The 16,566-nt window shown below is 65.0% G+C and carries 14 protein-coding genes; 11 read left to right on the top strand and 3 right to left on the bottom strand.

From position 1 onward, the window contains the following. The first annotated feature begins 766 nt into the window (after positions 1–766). The 6 genes from IL252_RS09260 (at position 767) to IL252_RS09285 (ending at position 7,370) form a co-directional block, all read left to right on the top strand. A complete protein-coding gene (locus IL252_RS09260; RefSeq protein ID WP_208627758.1) occupies positions 767–2,629 on the top strand; it encodes an ABC transporter substrate-binding protein in 1,863 nt (620 codons plus the stop codon). A gap of 203 nt (positions 2,630–2,832) precedes the next feature. Beyond that, positions 2,833–3,840 carry an ABC transporter permease gene (locus IL252_RS09265; protein WP_208627759.1) on the top strand — a complete coding sequence of 336 codons (1,008 nt, stop codon included), beginning with the start codon at positions 2,833–2,835 and terminating at the stop codon, positions 3,838–3,840. Continuing rightward, positions 3,821–4,849, top strand: coding sequence for an ABC transporter permease (locus IL252_RS09270; protein WP_208627760.1), 1,029 nt, complete (start codon positions 3,821–3,823; stop codon positions 4,847–4,849). The genes IL252_RS09265 and IL252_RS09270 overlap by 20 nt, the downstream gene beginning before the upstream one ends. After that, positions 4,850–5,923, top strand: coding sequence for an ABC transporter ATP-binding protein (locus IL252_RS09275; protein ID WP_208627761.1), 1,074 nt, complete (start codon positions 4,850–4,852; stop codon positions 5,921–5,923). Then, a complete protein-coding gene (locus IL252_RS09280) occupies positions 5,923–6,978 on the top strand; it encodes an oligopeptide/dipeptide ABC transporter ATP-binding protein (protein WP_208627762.1) in 1,056 nt (351 codons plus the stop codon). The genes IL252_RS09275 and IL252_RS09280 overlap by 1 nt, the downstream gene beginning before the upstream one ends. A 155-nt stretch (positions 6,979–7,133) precedes the next feature. Next, positions 7,134–7,370, top strand: a complete 237-nt coding sequence (locus tag IL252_RS09285) for a hypothetical protein (RefSeq protein ID WP_208627763.1) — start codon at positions 7,134–7,136, stop codon at positions 7,368–7,370. Here IL252_RS09285 and IL252_RS09290 read toward each other — a convergent pair. Beyond that, entirely contained in the window at positions 7,367–8,290 is a 924-nt protein-coding gene (locus tag IL252_RS09290) for a HEAT repeat domain-containing protein (protein WP_208627764.1), read from the bottom strand. The two genes, IL252_RS09285 and IL252_RS09290, sit on opposite strands and share 4 nt — an antisense overlap. A gap of 440 nt (positions 8,291–8,730) precedes the next feature. Next, entirely contained in the window at positions 8,731–9,609 is an 879-nt protein-coding gene (htpX, locus tag IL252_RS09295) for a zinc metalloprotease HtpX (protein ID WP_208627765.1), read from the bottom strand. 147 nt (positions 9,610–9,756) lie between these two features. Between htpX and IL252_RS09300 the strand changes: the two genes are divergently transcribed. The 5 genes from IL252_RS09300 (at position 9,757) to IL252_RS09320 (ending at position 14,735) form a co-directional block, all read left to right on the top strand. Then, complete coding sequence (locus IL252_RS09300) at positions 9,757–10,263, top strand: TspO/MBR family protein (RefSeq protein ID WP_208627766.1); 507 nt, start codon at positions 9,757–9,759, stop codon at positions 10,261–10,263. Between the two features lie 61 nt (positions 10,264–10,324). Continuing rightward, complete coding sequence (locus IL252_RS09305) at positions 10,325–11,440, top strand: 60S ribosomal export protein NMD3 (protein ID WP_208627767.1); 1,116 nt, start codon at positions 10,325–10,327, stop codon at positions 11,438–11,440. Between the two features lie 130 nt (positions 11,441–11,570). After that, positions 11,571–12,656 (top strand): class I SAM-dependent methyltransferase family protein, encoded by a 1,086-nt coding sequence (locus tag IL252_RS09310; protein ID WP_153552340.1) that lies wholly within the window; start codon positions 11,571–11,573, stop codon positions 12,654–12,656. Between the two features lie 100 nt (positions 12,657–12,756). Next, positions 12,757–13,638, top strand: coding sequence for a hypothetical protein (locus IL252_RS09315; RefSeq protein ID WP_208627768.1), 882 nt, complete (start codon positions 12,757–12,759; stop codon positions 13,636–13,638). Between the two features lie 206 nt (positions 13,639–13,844). Continuing rightward, positions 13,845–14,735 (top strand): hypothetical protein, encoded by an 891-nt coding sequence (locus IL252_RS09320; protein ID WP_208627769.1) that lies wholly within the window; start codon positions 13,845–13,847, stop codon positions 14,733–14,735. 8 nt (positions 14,736–14,743) lie between these two features. Here the strand turns inward: IL252_RS09320 and IL252_RS09325 are convergent, their stop codons facing one another. Further along, on the bottom strand, positions 14,744–16,498 hold the full coding sequence (locus IL252_RS09325; protein ID WP_208627770.1) for a helicase C-terminal domain-containing protein: 1,755 nt from the start codon (positions 16,496–16,498) through the stop codon (positions 14,744–14,746). Positions 16,499–16,566 lie beyond the last annotated feature (68 nt).

The raw sequence follows: 16,566 nt of genomic DNA on the forward strand, positions 1-16,566 counted from the left end.
TGATAATACAGCCGCCCAGACACTGTTCGGGTAGTACGAGACCAGGTCTTCGACGACCGTCGTACGAATACGCAGACCTTCTCGTCGAGGTCTGTGAAGCGGATTTAATCGGACAACAGCTGAATCCTCTCCTCTCGTGGCTACCAGCACACTCCTGGTGCTCTCTGATTCCCTGGTTACTCTCCCGTACTGATCGCGCAACACCTATCGAGAGACGCTCTGATCCGGTCATAGGTGGACGATAGTCGAACGATCCCCTATCAGTCGAACCCACAACGAATTGCTGTCGATTGGTGTCTCGTTCAACATCGATAGTGATGGTCTTGGCTGCCTATCGCAATAGACTCGCTCACACCGGTACGCCGACGGTCCGATCTCAGATGCTAGCCGGCGTTCGCCGTCGAAGTCCTCGATCGTGTATCGGGTCTGAATCCTCGGAGAGAAGCACTTTCGTCGGTATCTCGGCGACGCTGGCATGTATCTGGCTGTGGTGCCTGCTCACCGGCTGACTGCTTCTCCCTGCATCAATATTGTATGGAATATGCATAACTATGTCCGTCATAGCTTGGCAGACGTTGCTGTCTGCGAGCCATCCGCCGTTCAGTGTGTGGATCAATACCATCTGTTCGACATGCACGTTGAGGCTCGGGTTTTCCGACATAGGCCGAAAAAAGGTTAGCTAACTTCTTCAAATCCTTATCTGAACCCCCTGTGTAGAATCATCCAAAACCTTTATTATCAGACAACGACGCGGGATAACGTGGATATGGCAGACAAGTCCAACGACTACAAAGACGTTCTTAGCCGCCGCCGGTTCGTCGCGCTGACAGGCGCGGCAGGTGCTGCTGCACTTGCCGGCTGTGACGGCTCGGAGGGTACGGATGACAGTACGCCGGCCGACGAGGGTGGGGACGACACGTCGACCGAAGACGACGACATGTCGACCGAAGACGACTCGATGGAGGTCGCTGACGTTCGTCACCTCAGCGGGACGAGCCTTTCGCCCGCGGACATCCAGTTCAACCCCTGGGGCCAGAACACGGCACAGATCTCGAACGAACTCATCTTCGATCCGTTCGCGGAGTTCAACTACGCCACTGGCGAGTATGAGCCCGCGATCATCGAGGAGTGGGAGTACACGGGCGACGCCTTCGAGATGGTGCTTCAGGAGGGTGCGACCTGGCACGACGGCGAGCCGGTCACCGCCAAGGACCTGGCCACCTATCTGCGACTCGACCGCGAGTCCGGTAGCTCGATCTGGGACTGGGGCAGCGACGTCGAGGAGATCGACGAGCGGACCGTCGCCATCACGGTCGAAGGCGACATCAACCCGTCGCTGATCGAGTTCTCCGTGATGGAGAACCGACTCGTCACCAAGCACTCCCGTTACGGTGACGTTCTCTCGGAGGTTCAGGAAGCAGAGGATAACTCGGCACTGACCGAGTTCGTCGACGAGGAGCCGATCGGCAACGGCATCTTCCAGTACGGCGAAGCCGACGAACAGGTAATCCTCACGGAGCGTCACGCCGATCACCCGAATGCGGACAACGTCAACTTCAAAGAGTACGCGTTCCAGTACTTCGACGGCAACACGGCGATCCACCAGGCGCTGCTCTCGGGCAACATCGAGAGCATGTTCACCATCTACACGCCGGGCAACGTCGTCTCTGACCTGCCCGACGCGGTCAACGAGTACCGCACGCCCCGCAACGGTGGCGTCGGGCTGATCCCCAACCACACCCACGAGCACCTCGGTCGACGCGAGGTCCGCCAGGCGATCGCGTACGCCATGGACCGGACGCAGGTCGCAGCCAACTCCGACCCGCGTACCAAGGTCGCTCCGCGCGTCCCCACGGCACTGCCCAACGCCCAGCTCGAGAACTGGCTCGGCGACGCCATGGATGACTTCGAGACGTACGGTCGCGAGTCCAAGGAGACCGAGCAGGCCGCGAGCGTACTCGAAGAGGCCGGCTACAGCCGCAACGGCGACGATGTCTGGGAGGACGAGGACGGCAACACCCTCTCCTTCGAGCTCATCGCGCCCGGTGGCTGGTCCGACTGGGTCACCGCGATGGAGTCCGTGGCCGACCAGCTCAACGCCTTCGGGATGGACGTGAGCTTCTCGACGGTGCCGTTCGGCGAACTCGGTGGCTCCGACGGTCGCTGGGCGAACGGGAACTTCGACGCGACGGCCGAGTACTGGACTGCGGCGTTCGCGCGTGCCGCTCACCCGTACCACAACCTGCGTCACCAGATGGTCAACCCCAAGGCGACGCTGCGCGAAAACAACTACTCCTATCCGGGTGCTGTCGAGGACCGCGGTGGCTCCGAAGCCGACATCACCGTTCCGGCACGCGACGGCTCCGGCGAGCTGACGGTCAACCCCGTCGAGGACGTCGGGACGCTCGGGACCACCTCCGACAGCGAGACCGAGGCCGAGCTCGCACTCGAACTCCTGTGGGTCTCGAACCAGGATCTCCCGATGATCCCGATCCAGGAGGGGCTGAACCAGACGTTCATCTCCTCGAAGCGGTTCGACGTGCCGGCCGAAGACGCCGAAGTCGCACAGGTGCAGTACGCCAACACCTGGCTCCCGCGCCAGGGCGAGATGACGTACAACGGTAACTAACGGACAGCTACCTGGCCCGGTCCCCTGGGTGGGAGGTCGGGGCCACGCCGCTGTCGTCGCGAGGCTCGGTCCAGGCATCGACGGAGTGACAGGGGGCCTACGATCGACGTAGTTGATGAACTGACGTTTTCTTCGGGGGCACCCGGTTCGACGAACCGCCGGGAACCGTAATCCATATTTGTGTGAAGCGTAAGGACTCCACCATGCGCTACTACGCAGAACGGGTAGCTCGCTCCGTGTTAACGGTGTGGGCCGCCATCACACTAACCTTCGGAATCCTTCGACTGATGCCAGGGGGACCACTGGTACAGCTCCGGGGGCAACTGTCTCGCCAGAACATGACACCGGAGGAGATAGATAACCAGATCGCAGTGTACAGAGAACGACTCAATCTCGTCGATGCGCCGATCCACGAGCAGTACATCGCATACGTCTCGAACTTGCTTCAGGGGGACTTCGGCCAATCGCTCAAAGAGGGGGAGCCGGTGCTCCAGCTCATCGGCGAAGCGCTCCCATGGACGGTGTTCGTGATGACGGTGGCGACGATCCTGATTTTCGCGATCGCGATCGTCTGGGGGGCGTTGACGGCCTACAAGGAAGGGTCGACGTTCGACAAGGTCTCGTCGGTGGTGGGTGTCCTCCTGGGATCGATCCCGTTCTACGTGTTCGCGTTCATCCTGTTGCTGTTCCTGGCCTACCAGAACAAGTTCTTCCCGGCCAGTGGCCGGATGACGGCGTTGACCGACGTGCGCCTCTCGGTCGGCTTCGTCATCGACGTGCTACACCACGCGGCGCTGCCGATCGCGTCGGTCGTCGTCGTCCAGGCCGGGCTCCAGATGCTGTCGATGCGTGGGAACAGCATCCAGGTGCTGGGTGAAGACTACGTCCGTGTGGCCAGACTTCGTGGGCTCTCTGACCGCCGGATCTCGACGCGGTACGTTGCGAGAAACGCGATCTTGCCGATGTACACCGGCTTCCTGACGCTGATCGGCTTCAACATCGGAAACTCCGTGATCCTCGAACAGGTGTTCACCTACCGGGGGATCGGCTACGTCATGTTCGACGCGCTCGAAATCCAGGACTACTCGATACTGATGGGCGTGTTCCTGGTGTTTACCATCGTTCTCGTCATCGCAGTGCTGATCGCAGACCTGACCTACTCATGGGTCGATCCGCGGGTCAAATCGGGTGATGCAAGTGAAGCATACTGACTCAGACACGGACGGAGAAGAGTTCGTCTTCGAAACACAGACCTCGACTGTCGAAACGTCTCGCAGCGAACGGCTGCGAGACTTCTACGAGGAGTTCATCTACAAGCCGGGTCTCGTCGCCCTCGACGACTCGCGGACCCTCATCGGCGGCGTGATCCTCTTCGTGTTCATCCTCATCGCACTGGTCGGGACGCGGGTGTATCCGGCACCGGTCACCAACCAGGTCGAGCGAAGCCTCAAGCCGTTCGAGACGATGAACGCACCGCTGGGATCGAACCCGTCGGGGACCGACCTCCTCGCGCAGGTCATCCACGCGACGCCGTCGATGCTGATCCTGGTGACCGCGGGTGCGGTCTTCTCGACGTTCGTCGCGGTCTTTACCGGGACCGTCGCGGGATACAAGGGCGGCACGACCGACCGCGTCATCACGACGATCTCGGACATCGCGATGTCGATTCCGGGACTCCCGCTGGTGATGGTGCTGGCCGTGACCATCAAGCCCGAGAACCCGGCTGTCGTGGGGATCCTCCTCACGATCAACTACTGGTCCGGCCTCGGCCGAGCGATCCGGTCGCAGGTGCTGACGCTGCGCGAGGAGTCGTACGTCGAGGCCTCGCGGACGATGGGTGTGAGCACCCGGCGGATTCTGACGAAAGACATCATCCCGAACCTGATGCCGTACATCCTGGTCAACTTCGCGTTCGCCGCGCGATACTGCATCTTCGCGGGCGTCGGACTGTACTACCTCGGCGTGTTGCCGGCGGACCTGGCAAACTGGGGGCTGCAACTCGACAGTGCGTACAACGACTACAGCGCGCTTGTCGGCAGCGGCTCGGAGTATCTGGTGATCGTTCCGATGATCCCCATCGCCCTGCTGTCGCTCTCGCTGGTGTTGCTCGCCCAGGGGCTCGACCGGATCTTCAATCCGCGCGTTCGCACTCGGATGGCCGGGGAGTCGGAGTCGATCGAAGAAGATGATGACGATGTCGTCCACACGGGGGGTGTCTAAATGGCCAGTACCACTGTCGAAACTCGCGAGCCAGACGCAGAGGATCCCGTCGTAGAGATCCGGAACGCCTCGGTGACCTACGACGACGGCAACTCCTACGTCCTCGATCACGTCTCGATGGACGTTCACCGTCACGAAGTGATCGGTGTCATCGGCGAGAGCGGTTCGGGCAAGTCGATGCTCGCCGAGTCGATGCTGGACTCGATTCCAGACCCCGGCATACTGCGCGGACAGGTCACGTACAACCCGAGTGAGGGCGAGCCAGTCGACGTGCTCGACCTGACGACCGAAGAGCTGCGACAGCTCCGCTGGGAAGAGATCTCGATGGTGTTCCAAGGCGCGATGTCGTCGTTCAACCCGACGATGCGAGTCGGGAAGCACTTCGAGGAGACGCTGTCCGCCCACGACGCGGACGTCGACGAGGGGCTGGAGTTCGCTCGCGAACTGCTCCAGGACCTCTATCTCGAACCTGACCGCGTGTTGAACTCCTATCCCCACGAGCTGTCCGGCGGGATGCAACAGCGGGCCCTGATCGCCCTGTCGCTGGTGTTGGAGCCGGAGGTCCTCGTGATGGACGAGCCCACGGCGGCGCTGGACCTGCTCATGCAGCGCTCGATCCTGCGACTGCTCCGCGAGCTCAAAGAGAAGTACGACCTGACGATGGTCTTTATCACGCACGACCTCCCGCTCATCGCGGCACTCGCAGACAGACTCGCGATCATGTACGCTTTCCACCCCGTCGAGATCGGACGGACCGAAGAGATCGTCCGGAACGCGGCCCACCCGTACACGCGGGCGCTGCTGAACTCGACGCCGAACCTCGACGCACCGATCGAAGAGATGGTCCCGATCCCCGGTTCACAGCCGGCACCGATCAACGTGCCAGACGGCTGTGCGTACCATCCGCGGTGTCCGCTGGCCGACGAGCAGTGTCGCTCCTCGGAACCGGACTACGCGTCGATCAGCGATCGTCACGCGTCTGCGTGCTACCACTGGGAGGACGCACGAAACGAAATCTCGCTCAACTACTCGGAGAACCTTGGCGACGCCGCCCGCTCCGGAGGTGAGGAGTGATGCCGGGTGACGAAGTCGTGTTGAGCCTCGAAGACGTCGAGGTTCACTTCGAGAACAAGTCGTCGCTCCTCGATTTCGGTGGCGAAGACGAGGTCGTCAGAGCGGTCGACGGCGTCTCGCTCGACATCTACGAGCGCGACGTGATCGCACTGGTCGGCGAGTCCGGCTGTGGGAAGACGACGCTGGGCAAGACCTCGATCGGTCTCCAGCGACCCACCGGCGGCTCGGTGAAGTACCGCGGCGAAGACATCTGGGACATCCGTGACGGAAAGGTCGACACCGACACCGAGTGGGCCGACATCCGCCAATCGCTGCAGATCATCCACCAGGACCCCGGCGCGTCGCTGAACCCGAACCGCCGGCTGGTCTCGATCCTCTCGGAGCCGCTCCGACAGGTCAACCCGGACCTCTCGAAACAGGAGAAGCGCGAACGCATCTACGCGCTCTTGGAGCGCGTGGGTATGACGCCGGCCGCCGACTTCGCCGAGCGCTACCCACACCAGCTCTCGGGCGGCGAACAACAGCGCGTGGCCCTCTGCCGGGCGCTGTTGATGAACCCGGACGTGATCCTGGCCGACGAGGCGATCAGCGCACTGGACGTGTCGCTGCGCGTCGAGATGATGGACCTGATGCTCGACCTCCAAGAGGAGTTCGACACCTCCTACGTGTTCATCAGCCACGACCTCTCGAACGCTCGCTACTTCACCGCCCACAGCGGTGGGCGAATCGGCGTGATGTACCTGGGACAGATCGCAGAGATCGGTCCGGCCGAGGCGATGATCCAGGATCCCCACCACCCATACACCAACGTCCTCCGGTGGGCGACGCCGGACCTCTCCCTGCAGGACGCGGGCGACCTGCCGATGCGCAAGATCGACATCCCGGATCCGGTCGATCCGCCGAAGGGCTGTAACTTCCAGACGCGGTGTCCGGAGGCCCGAGAAGCCTGCCGGCAGGCAGACCCACAGAGCTACCACGCGGAGAACCAGCGCGTCAGGTGCTTCCGCGAGGACGAGGACCACGAGTACTGGGAGAGCCCGGAACTGACGGACTGATCCTGCTCGCAGTCTGTCAGGACCCTCGCCGCTACGGTCGTGAGGCGGTGACCTGACAGTAGCAGCGGTCTGCCCATCCGCGTTTCTTCGACGCCCGTGATCCAATGCCAGTGGACAGAGCAAGATTCTTGTCTACTCGCCGGTAGTACACTTCCATGGCGCGTTTCGAGGCCTTCTGGCGGACCATGTGTGCGTACCGGTCGTACATCTGGCTCGCCGTCATGGTCCACATCTTCTTGCTCTTGCTCGCGATCTTCGGACTGGTGGTCGGACAGCCGGGAACGGCGTCGTACACCCTCTCGCTCGTCAACGTCGGCCTGTTGACGGTGTCTGGTGGGACTGCCTTCCTCGTGTTCTACGCGTGTACTCGCCGCGAGATAGAAGAGTACTAGGCGTCGGCCTGTTCCTCGATGAACGTCGCCGTCTCGCTGGCCAGTTCGCGCAGGTCCTCGTCACGCTGCTCGTCCGCAGCGACGTCGCGAAGCGGCTCGATCGCGGCTGGCGGTGCGAGAAAGCCCAGCGCGGCGACTGCCGTACTGACCGTGGGCGTGTCGTGGTGGGCCAGCAGTTCGACGAGGGGATCGACGGCACCGTCGACGAGCGTCGGATCGTGTTCGGCGACCGACGCGACGATGTTCGCGACCGTCGTCAACACCCCCACGGCGTCGCTCTCGCTGTCGAGGACGCCGACCAGCGTCGGGATGTGGTCGGCGACGGCCGCCGGCTCGATCGACGCCAGCTCGGCGATCATGTTGGCCGTGACGACCCGCGTCGCCCACTGCCGTTTGGTCTCGTCTTCCGAGACGTTCTGGTAGAACTCCGCTCGCTCCTGGCTCGGCGTTTCGCCGGCCCGTCCCTCGGTGAAATCCACCGCCGGGTCTTCCATCGTCCGATCGACCAGCTGCTGGAGGTGGGGACGGTAGGCTCGTGGCATCGTCGTGATCGACTCGCGTACGAACTGGACGGCCGCCAGCTGCAGAATCGGCGGGTCCTGATCGAGCAGGTCGACGATCGGTCCGACCGCGTCCTCGACGGCCTCGGGCGCTTCGTCGACGAGCGAGGCCAGCGCCAGCGCGCTGTGGAGCTTCACGTTCGTCCGCTCGTGTTCGAGGTTGGCGATCAACTGCGGAGCGTGTTCGACCGCTGTCGCGGGGTCGTCGTCCGCGACGGCGGCGGCGACCCGCACGGCGTGAGTACGAACGAGGTTCGTCTCGTGTTCGAGTCCGGACCGGAGCACGTCCGCCGAGACCTCGTCGGCCGACACTGACTCGATGTCGTGTGTCAGGACACCGTGGCTAAGCGAATCACTCATCGTCCATCGAAGGACGCCGACGCCAATAATGGTGGCGATGGGGACCGTCACCAGTCTCGTCTACACCGGCGTTCGTCACGGGAGGACGGTCCGTACGGCGACACGGACGCCCCCGCCACGTCGCACCACGATGGTCCGAGAGGAGTGGTAACTTGCGTATGGCTTCGCATTTGTGACTGTCTCCGAACAGTAGCGCATCAGTTGACGTTCGACCGGCCTGCCTGTGACATACCGAAGTGCAGGCGGGCTATCCGTGGTGAAAGTAGGGGAATAGCGTTCGGTGTCCGTGACCTCGCTTCGAGAGCACGTCAGCTTCTCTTTGTCTACCGAGAACTTCGCAGCGACCTCGAAGACGAATCTGCTCACCGCTTTTGAATTTCGGTGGGTACTCTGACCAGTTCCCGACTATTCAAGTACCGACAGTTATGTAGAACTGATAGTTACCGCTGTTCCAGCTCGCGCTCCAGGTCCTGGAGGCGATCGATCCGCTGTTCCGTCGAGGGGTGCGTGCTGAACAGCTTCCCGACGAAGCCGGACTTGATCGGGATGATGAAGAAGGCGTTCATCTCGGCCTGATCGCGCATGTCCTCTTTGGGGACCTTGTCCATCCGGCCGTCGATCTTCATCAGCGCCGTCGCGAGCGCCGAGGGGTTGCCGGTGATCGACGCGCCGCCGCGATCGGCGGCGTACTCCCGGTAGCGGCTCAGCGCACGGATGAGGAGGAACGAGACGATCCACACCACGAGCGAGACGAGGATCGCGACCAGCACCGGCGCGCCGCCGTTGCCCCCGCGATCCCGCCCGCCCGAGAACAGCCAGCCCCACCGGACGACGAGGAAGGCGATCGTCGAGAGGAACGAGGCGATGGTCATCACCATCACGTCGCGGTTCTTGATGTGAGCGAGTTCGTGAGCCAGGACGCCCTCCAGTTCCTCCTGATCCAGCGTCTCCATGATCCCGGTCGTCACGCAGACGGCCGAACTCTTCTTCGAGCGGCCGGTCGCGAAGGCGTTGGGGACCCGAGAGTCGGCGACGGCGACCGTCGGCTTCGGGAGGTCGGCCTGCTGGGCGAGGCGCTCGATCGAGCGGTGGAGCTCCGGGTACTCGTCGGGTTCGACCTCGCGGGCACCCATCGAGTACAGCGCCAGTTTGTCGCTGAAGAAGAACTGTCCGAGCAGGAACACGCCCATCCCCAGGATCGCGATACCGAAGAAGCGAGTCTGGGTCATCACCGCGACGAAGACGATGTACAGCGCGAACAGCAGAAACATCGTCAGGATCATGCGAGCGCGGAGACCCCAGTCTGTTTGCCACTCCATATCCGTGCTACGGGGCTGACGAGTAAAAGGGTTGTTCGACGGACTGCGAATGGATCTCGCCGCTTTCTACCGGTTTCTGGCACGCAACGACACCGACGGAGCCGATTCGACCACAACTGGTTTGTTCCTGTTGGCTGTATTATCTGTATGTCACTCGCCGACGCTGCTCCCGATCGGTTCGATCGTCGCGATCTCCTCTGGGCACTGGCGGCCGTCGTCCTCGTCAACGTCGTCGGCGGCGTCCCGGCCGTCCTCGGTGGCCCGGACTCGGCGTGGTTCGAGGGGCTGGTCGAGCCAGCGATCTATCCGCCGGGCTGGGCCTTCGGCGTCGTCTGGACGCTGCTCTTTACCCTGCTGGGCGTCGCGGTCTACCTGGTCGCCAGCGAGGGGCTGGACGAGCGTCGCGTCCGGGTCGCGCTGGGGCTGTTTGCCCTCCAGTTCGCGTTCAACGTCGCCTGGACGCCGGTCTTTTTCACGCTCCAGCGACCGCTGGCCGCGCTCGGGGTGATCGTCGCGCTGGCGGTCCTGATCGTCCCGACGACGTGGGCCTTCGATCGCGTCGACCGCCGGGCGGCGGCGCTGTTGGTTCCCTATCTCGTCTGGGTCCTGTTCGCGGCCCTGCTGAACTATCGGTTCTGGGTCCTGAACGCCTGAAGATTCGGCTCCCGACTCCGGAACGCACGACTTAACCGCGACAGCCACCAACGGCGTCGCAATGAGTCGATCCGGAGCTTTCTGCCCGCGCTGTGGCGACGAGATACCGGACCACGAGCGCGAGCGCCCGAGCGTCGCGGGCCAGCACGACCCCGACAGCGTGCTCTGTGACGCCTGCTACTTCGAGGAGTTCGATCTCGTCGACGCGCCGGACCGCATCGAGGTCCGGGTCTGTGCCCAGTGTGGTGCCGTCCACCGGGGCAACCGCTGGGTCGACGTGGGTGCCGAGGACTACACCGACATCGCCGTCGACGAGGTGAGCGAGGCCCTTGGCGTCCACGTCGACGCCCAGTCGGTCGCCTGGCAGGTCGCGCCCGAACAGGTCGACAAGAACACGATCCGGATGCACGCGGAGTTCTCCGGGGTCATCCGGGAGACGCCGGTCACCGAGGAGGTGGTCGTCCCGGTCAAGATCAGCCGCCAGACCTGCACGCGCTGTGGCAAGATCGCGGGCGGTTCGTACGCCTCGACGGTGCAGGTGCGGGCCGACGAGCGCACGCCGACCGACGAGGAGGCAGAACGCGCGAAGGAGATCGCCCACGAGGTCGTCGACGCCATGGAGGCCACGGGCGACCGGGACGCCTTCGTCACCGAAATTTCCGAGCCCGAAGCGGGCGTCAACATCAAGGTCTCGACCAACAAGATCGGGATGAAAGTCGCCCGCCAGATCACGACCGAGCTGGGCGGGACGTTCACCGACAACGAGACGCTGGTCACCGAAGACACGGACGGCAACGAGGTGTATCGGGTCACGTACGCGATCCGGCTGCCGCGCTATCGCCCCGGCGAGGTGATCGATCCGGAGGACGGCGACGGTCCGGTGCTGGTCCGCTCTGTGCAGGGCAACCTCAAGGGGACGCGCCTCGCGACGGGCGACTCCTTCGAAGCGTCCTTCAAGGACGAGAACGCCCCCGACGCCCGCCGCCTGGGGACCGACGCCGACGCCGAACGGACCACCCTCGTCGCCGTCGAGGACGAGCGTGCGGTCCAGGTGCTCGACCCCGAGACCTACGAGTCGAAGACGATCCCCCGTCCCGACTACCTCGACACCGACGCCGACGAGGTGCCGGTCCTCAAACACCGCGAGGGGCTGCACGTCCTGCCCGACGAGAGCTGAGGAGAGACTTCGGGAGGGGGCCGTGTACGGGTTCGGCCCCGCTTGAGGTTTGCCGTGGCCGGTACGACCGGCTGACGGCCGACCGGTCGACACGAAACGGGTTTCCGTCCCGGCCGCCTGTCGTCCCACGATGAGCGCAGACGATCGACTGGCCGTCGTCGTCGCCCGCGACCGCACCCAGACGGTCATCGACCGGCTCCGGGAACTGGACGCCTACGACGACGACCGGACGGTCCAGCCGTGGGACGACGACAGCGTCGCCGTCCCGGTGACCAGCGTCCCCGCCGACCTCGCCGTTCGAGACGTGGTCAAGCAGGTCGGCGAGCCCCGGCTCCGAGACCTGGACGACTACCTCCGGGAACGGGGGTGGACCGACGCGGAGATCGATCGGGCACCCGCGTCCTGGGCCGTCGTCGGCAGCGTCGTCCTCGTGGACATCGGCGACGCGCCACGGCCCGAGGAGGTCGGTGAGGCACTCTTACAGCTCCACGGCGAGGCCGACACCGTCCTCGCGCGGGGGCCGATCACCGGCGAACACCGCGAACCCGCGGTCGAGGTCGTCGCCGGCACCGGCGACACCGAGACCGTCCACCGCGAGCACGGGACCGCCTACGCGCTGGACCTCGCCGAGGTGATGTTCTCGCCGGGCAACAAGGCCGAGCGGAGCCACATGGGCGAGGTCGTCCGCGAGGCCCACGAGGGACGGAGCGAGTCGGGAGCCTCGACGAGCGCCAGCGGTGCAATCGAAAGCGGCGAGCGCGAGCGGGTACTCGACATGTTCGCCGGCATCGGCTACTTCACGCTCCCGATGGCCCGCGCTGGGGCGACGGTCACTGCCGTCGAGCGCAACCCCGCTTCCTTCCGGTACCTGATCGAGAACGTCCAGCTCAACGAGGTCGCCGACCGGGTCCAGCCCTACCGGGCCGACTGCCGGGACGTGACTCCCGATCTCGCCGCCGACCCGGTCGACCGGATCGTGATGGGCTACTACGAGGCCCACGAGTATCTCGACGCCGCACTGCCGGCGCTGGCTCCCGGCGGCGTCGTCCACATGCACGAGGCGACGCCCGACGGGCTGGTCTTCGAGCGCCCGATCGAGCGGATCGAGGCCGCGGCCGCCGACGCGGGCCGGGGCGTCGAGATCCTCGACACCCGACGAGTCAAGAGCTACAGCGAGGGCGTCGCACACGTCGTCGTCGACGCCCGGATCGAGTGATCGTGTCGGCATCTGCTCGGGATTGCGAACCGCTCCCAGCGGTGACAGCCGCCCGTCCGCGTCCGGAACCTATTCGGCGCTGGTCTCGGATCGGGTACGTATGCGCCGCCGTTCGTTCCTCGCGACCACGACGACTCTCGCCCTCCCGCTTGCCGGTTGTGTGCGTCCGGACTACAGCTCGCTGACGATGGCGTCGATGGCGTCCGACGCGGCGATCGCTCGACGCCACGCCGAAGACCTCGACGCTCTCCCGCCGGACTCCCGTGCCCTCGTCAGGGACGCCATCGACGGCGAGACGCCGACCAGAGCAGACACCGGTCCGCCGTTCGACGCCGACCGGCCGTTCGAAGACGACGGTGCGTTCTACGACATCGGGTACGAGGTCGTCGAGCGCCGTTCGGCCACCCAGTACGATCTCCAGATCGACTACGATCCGGTCGCGGAACCGTCGTCGGTCGTCGCGTACGCCGACCTCCCGGCCGTCGACAGGCGCGCCCTCTCCCGGCTCTTGCCGCCGCCGGCAGACCCCCCGACCGGCAGGGGCTTCGACGTAGACGTTGCCGACACGTACCTCGACGACACTGAGAGCGTCCTCGTCCCGGAACCGGAGTACGAGGCGCTCTCCTACGACGGCACCGCCTACCGGGTCGGTGTCGGCGGGAGCCGCGAGATCGAAGTCGACCGATACCAGTACAGCGCCGATCGGATCGCCGACAGCCCGGCGGCGTTCGGCCGTCAGCTGCGCGAGCGGTACCTGTTCACCCTCAGCGGACTCCCAGAGGCCGAACGGGAGATCGTCCTGGCGGCCGCCGACGAGGGCTACTATCCCGACAGCCCGAACCGGGCGTTCCGGTCGCTGACCGAACGACTTGGCTCACACGAGCCGGTCCGATCGACGGCCGAAACCGGCCACTGGCTGGTCCGATACGACGGCCGGATCTACTGGGCGAAACTGTCGACGCCGGGGGAGACGATGCCGTAGCGCCTCGAAACGACTATCCGTTCTCACTGGCAAGGCGTGGGTATGGATCGACAGCAAATCCTCGCGATCGTCCTCGTCTTGCTCATGGTGGGCTCTTCGGCCGCCTACGCACTCTCGATGTTCTGATCGGCCGGCCGCTCAGCCGCCGCGGCTACTGTCGATGGCGTATCACAAACTATTCACTACACCCTGCGGTGCTCCGACGTATGCGCCGCCGAACATTCCTCGCGACCGCAGCGACCGCCGTTGCCCTCCCCCTCGCAGGCTGTGGCCACCCCTACGACGGTTCGCTCTCGATGAGCGAACTGACGAGCGACAGCGCCATCGCCGAGCGATATGCCGGCGAGACGGAGGGACTCCCGCCAGAACGGAAAGCACTGATCGACGCCGCCGTCGCCGGTGACGCACCGACACGGGAGGGCCGGTATCCCTACGAACGGGATCGTCCGATCGAACACGAGGGCGCGTACTACCGGATCACTCACGAGGTCGTCGACAGCCGTACCGAGACCCGGTACACGATCGACGTCGACTACGACCCCGAGACGACCCCGTCGTCGGTGATCGCCTACGAGGACCTGCCCGAGGCCGACAAGCGGGCGCTGGGCGAGTTGATCCCGCCGGTAGCAGATCACCCCGACAACGACGGGTTCGACATCGGGCGCTCACACCGGTACGAAGACGTCTCCGAGAGCGTCCTGGCCTCCGATCCCGCGTACGAGGGGATCTCTCACGAGGGGTCGACCTACCGCGTCAGAGTGGCCGACGGCGGGGAGGTGACGATCGAGACCTACGAGTACAGCGCCGAGCAGGTCGCCGAGAGCGCTACCGATCTGGGCGCACAGCTCCGCGAGCAGTACCTGTTTTCCCTCTCGGGGCTCTCCGAGGCAGAACGCGAGATCGTCACCGAGGCGATCGATGGGAGCTACTTCCCCGACGGCGGCGAGGTGCCCGACGCGTTCCGATCACTGGCCGATCGCTTCCGCGACCGAGCGGGTATCGACACCACCGAACACGGCGGGACGTGGCTTGCTCGCTACGAGGGAACCATCTACTGGACGGACCTACAGTACCCGCCGGAGACGGACTCCCAGTAGGGCTCGTCTCACTCGGTGTCCCACACGTCGGCCATCGGACTCGTTCCCGAGGAGCGCCGCCGGGACCGCGAACGCGAGCGCCCGCTACTGGCACTGTCGCCAGTCGAATCACCGGAGCCGCCGCCACCGAGCGCGCTCGCGGGATCGAACGCGGGCAGGTCCGGCGGTGCCATCCGATCGACTTGCTCGGCGAACCAGTCGGGCATGTCGACGCGGGCCCGCTCGAACAGATCCAGCAGCGACGAGTCCGCGAGATAGGTCGCGCCGTGGTCGTCCGGCGCACGGACGACGCGGCCACAGGCCTGAATGACCGTCCGCAGCGCCGTGCGGTAGTACCATCCCCACTGGCCGTCCTCCAGGCGCTGGGCGACCCGCGAGTCGCGGGTGTTGGGATACGGTGCCTTGCAGATCACCTGCCAGCGACAGAGATCGCCCTCCAGGTCCAGCGCCTCTTCCATCTTCACCGAGAGGAACACGTCGGGGTCGTCGCTGCGCTTCCAGGCGGTGAGTTGCCCGTCCCGATCCTCGCTGTCGTGGCTCCGCAGGCGCGATCCGACGCCGAAGTCGACGAGCAGCGATTCGAGTTGCTCGGCGATCGCGTAGGAGTGACAGTGGATCAGCCCCTTCTCGTCGGGGTGGTGTTGCATCGCCCGGACGACGATCCGGGCGATCTTGGGCAGGGTCTCCTCGCGGTGTTCGTAGGTCATCTTCCCCTGGGTCACGTCGTACAGCGGCCGGTGTTCGACGGGGAAGGTGTGGCCCACGTCCACGAGGGCGACGTTGTCCGGATCGAGTCCGACGTTGGCACAGAACGCCTCCTTGTTGAGGATCGTCGCCGACAGCAGGGCGTGGCGCTGGCCGCGGTCCCAGACCGTGTGCTTGAGGTACTTCTCCGGATCCAGCGGTTTGATCGTCACGCTCCCGCCCTCGCCCTCTGGCTGGTCGACGACCCACGTCGTCACGCTCTCGGGATCGCGGTAGTCCTCGACGAACCACGAGAGGTCCTGTCGGAGTTTGTTCAGTCGATCGCGCTCGGCCACCTCTTCGGGCGTCAGCTCCTCTTGCTGGCGCAGTTCCTGCACCCGGCGCTCGCCCACGTCGGCGAGTCGCTGCGCGTAGCCCGCGGCGTCTTCCAGATCGTCGACCGCCTGGGGCCTGGTGTCCTCCCAGACCGGCACCGTCTCGGGTCCGAGTTCGATCGTCGCGTACATCTCCGCCCAGTCGCCCAGCCCGTGGGCCTCGTCGATCACGACCACGTCGCGCGGGCCGAACACGTCCGAGCCGGCCGTCTGCATGAAGTAAGCGAGCGTCATCGCCGCGACCGGCCGGTTCGAGGCGATCGCCCGGTCCGAGAAGTACGGACAGCGGTGTTTCACCTGACAGTCGAATTTCCGCTCGCGGGCACAGGGTGCCTGATCGACCGGCGTGTCGGTCTCGCCGGGGAGGATGCAGTCGTAGTTGTTCTTCCCGCGGATCACTTCGAGATCCGAGAGCAGCGGGTCCTCCGCCACGTCGTCTAACTGCGAGACCTGCGGGGTCGTGTAGTAGGCGTCGATGACCTCCTCGGCCCCGGCCTCTCCCGCCGTCCGGGCACAGCCGGCGATGGCACGCGCGAGCAGGGACTTGCCGCTCCCGGTCGGCGCACGCACCAGCACCACGTCGTTGCCGGCCGCGAAGGCGTCGCGGATGTCCGCGAGCGCCTGGCGCTGGTTCCCCCGGTATTCCGGGGCCGGAAACTCGTCGAAGATACGGGCGGGATCCACGAGGGATGGCAACCGTGCGTCGGTCGTAAAACTGCCGGTCAGCGGAGCGCCGTCGAGACGAACAAGTA

The sequence above is a fragment of the Halomicrobium sp. IBSBa genome (genome assembly GCF_017612575.1).
Lineage (GTDB): Archaea > Halobacteriota > Halobacteria > Halobacteriales > Haloarculaceae > Halomicrobium.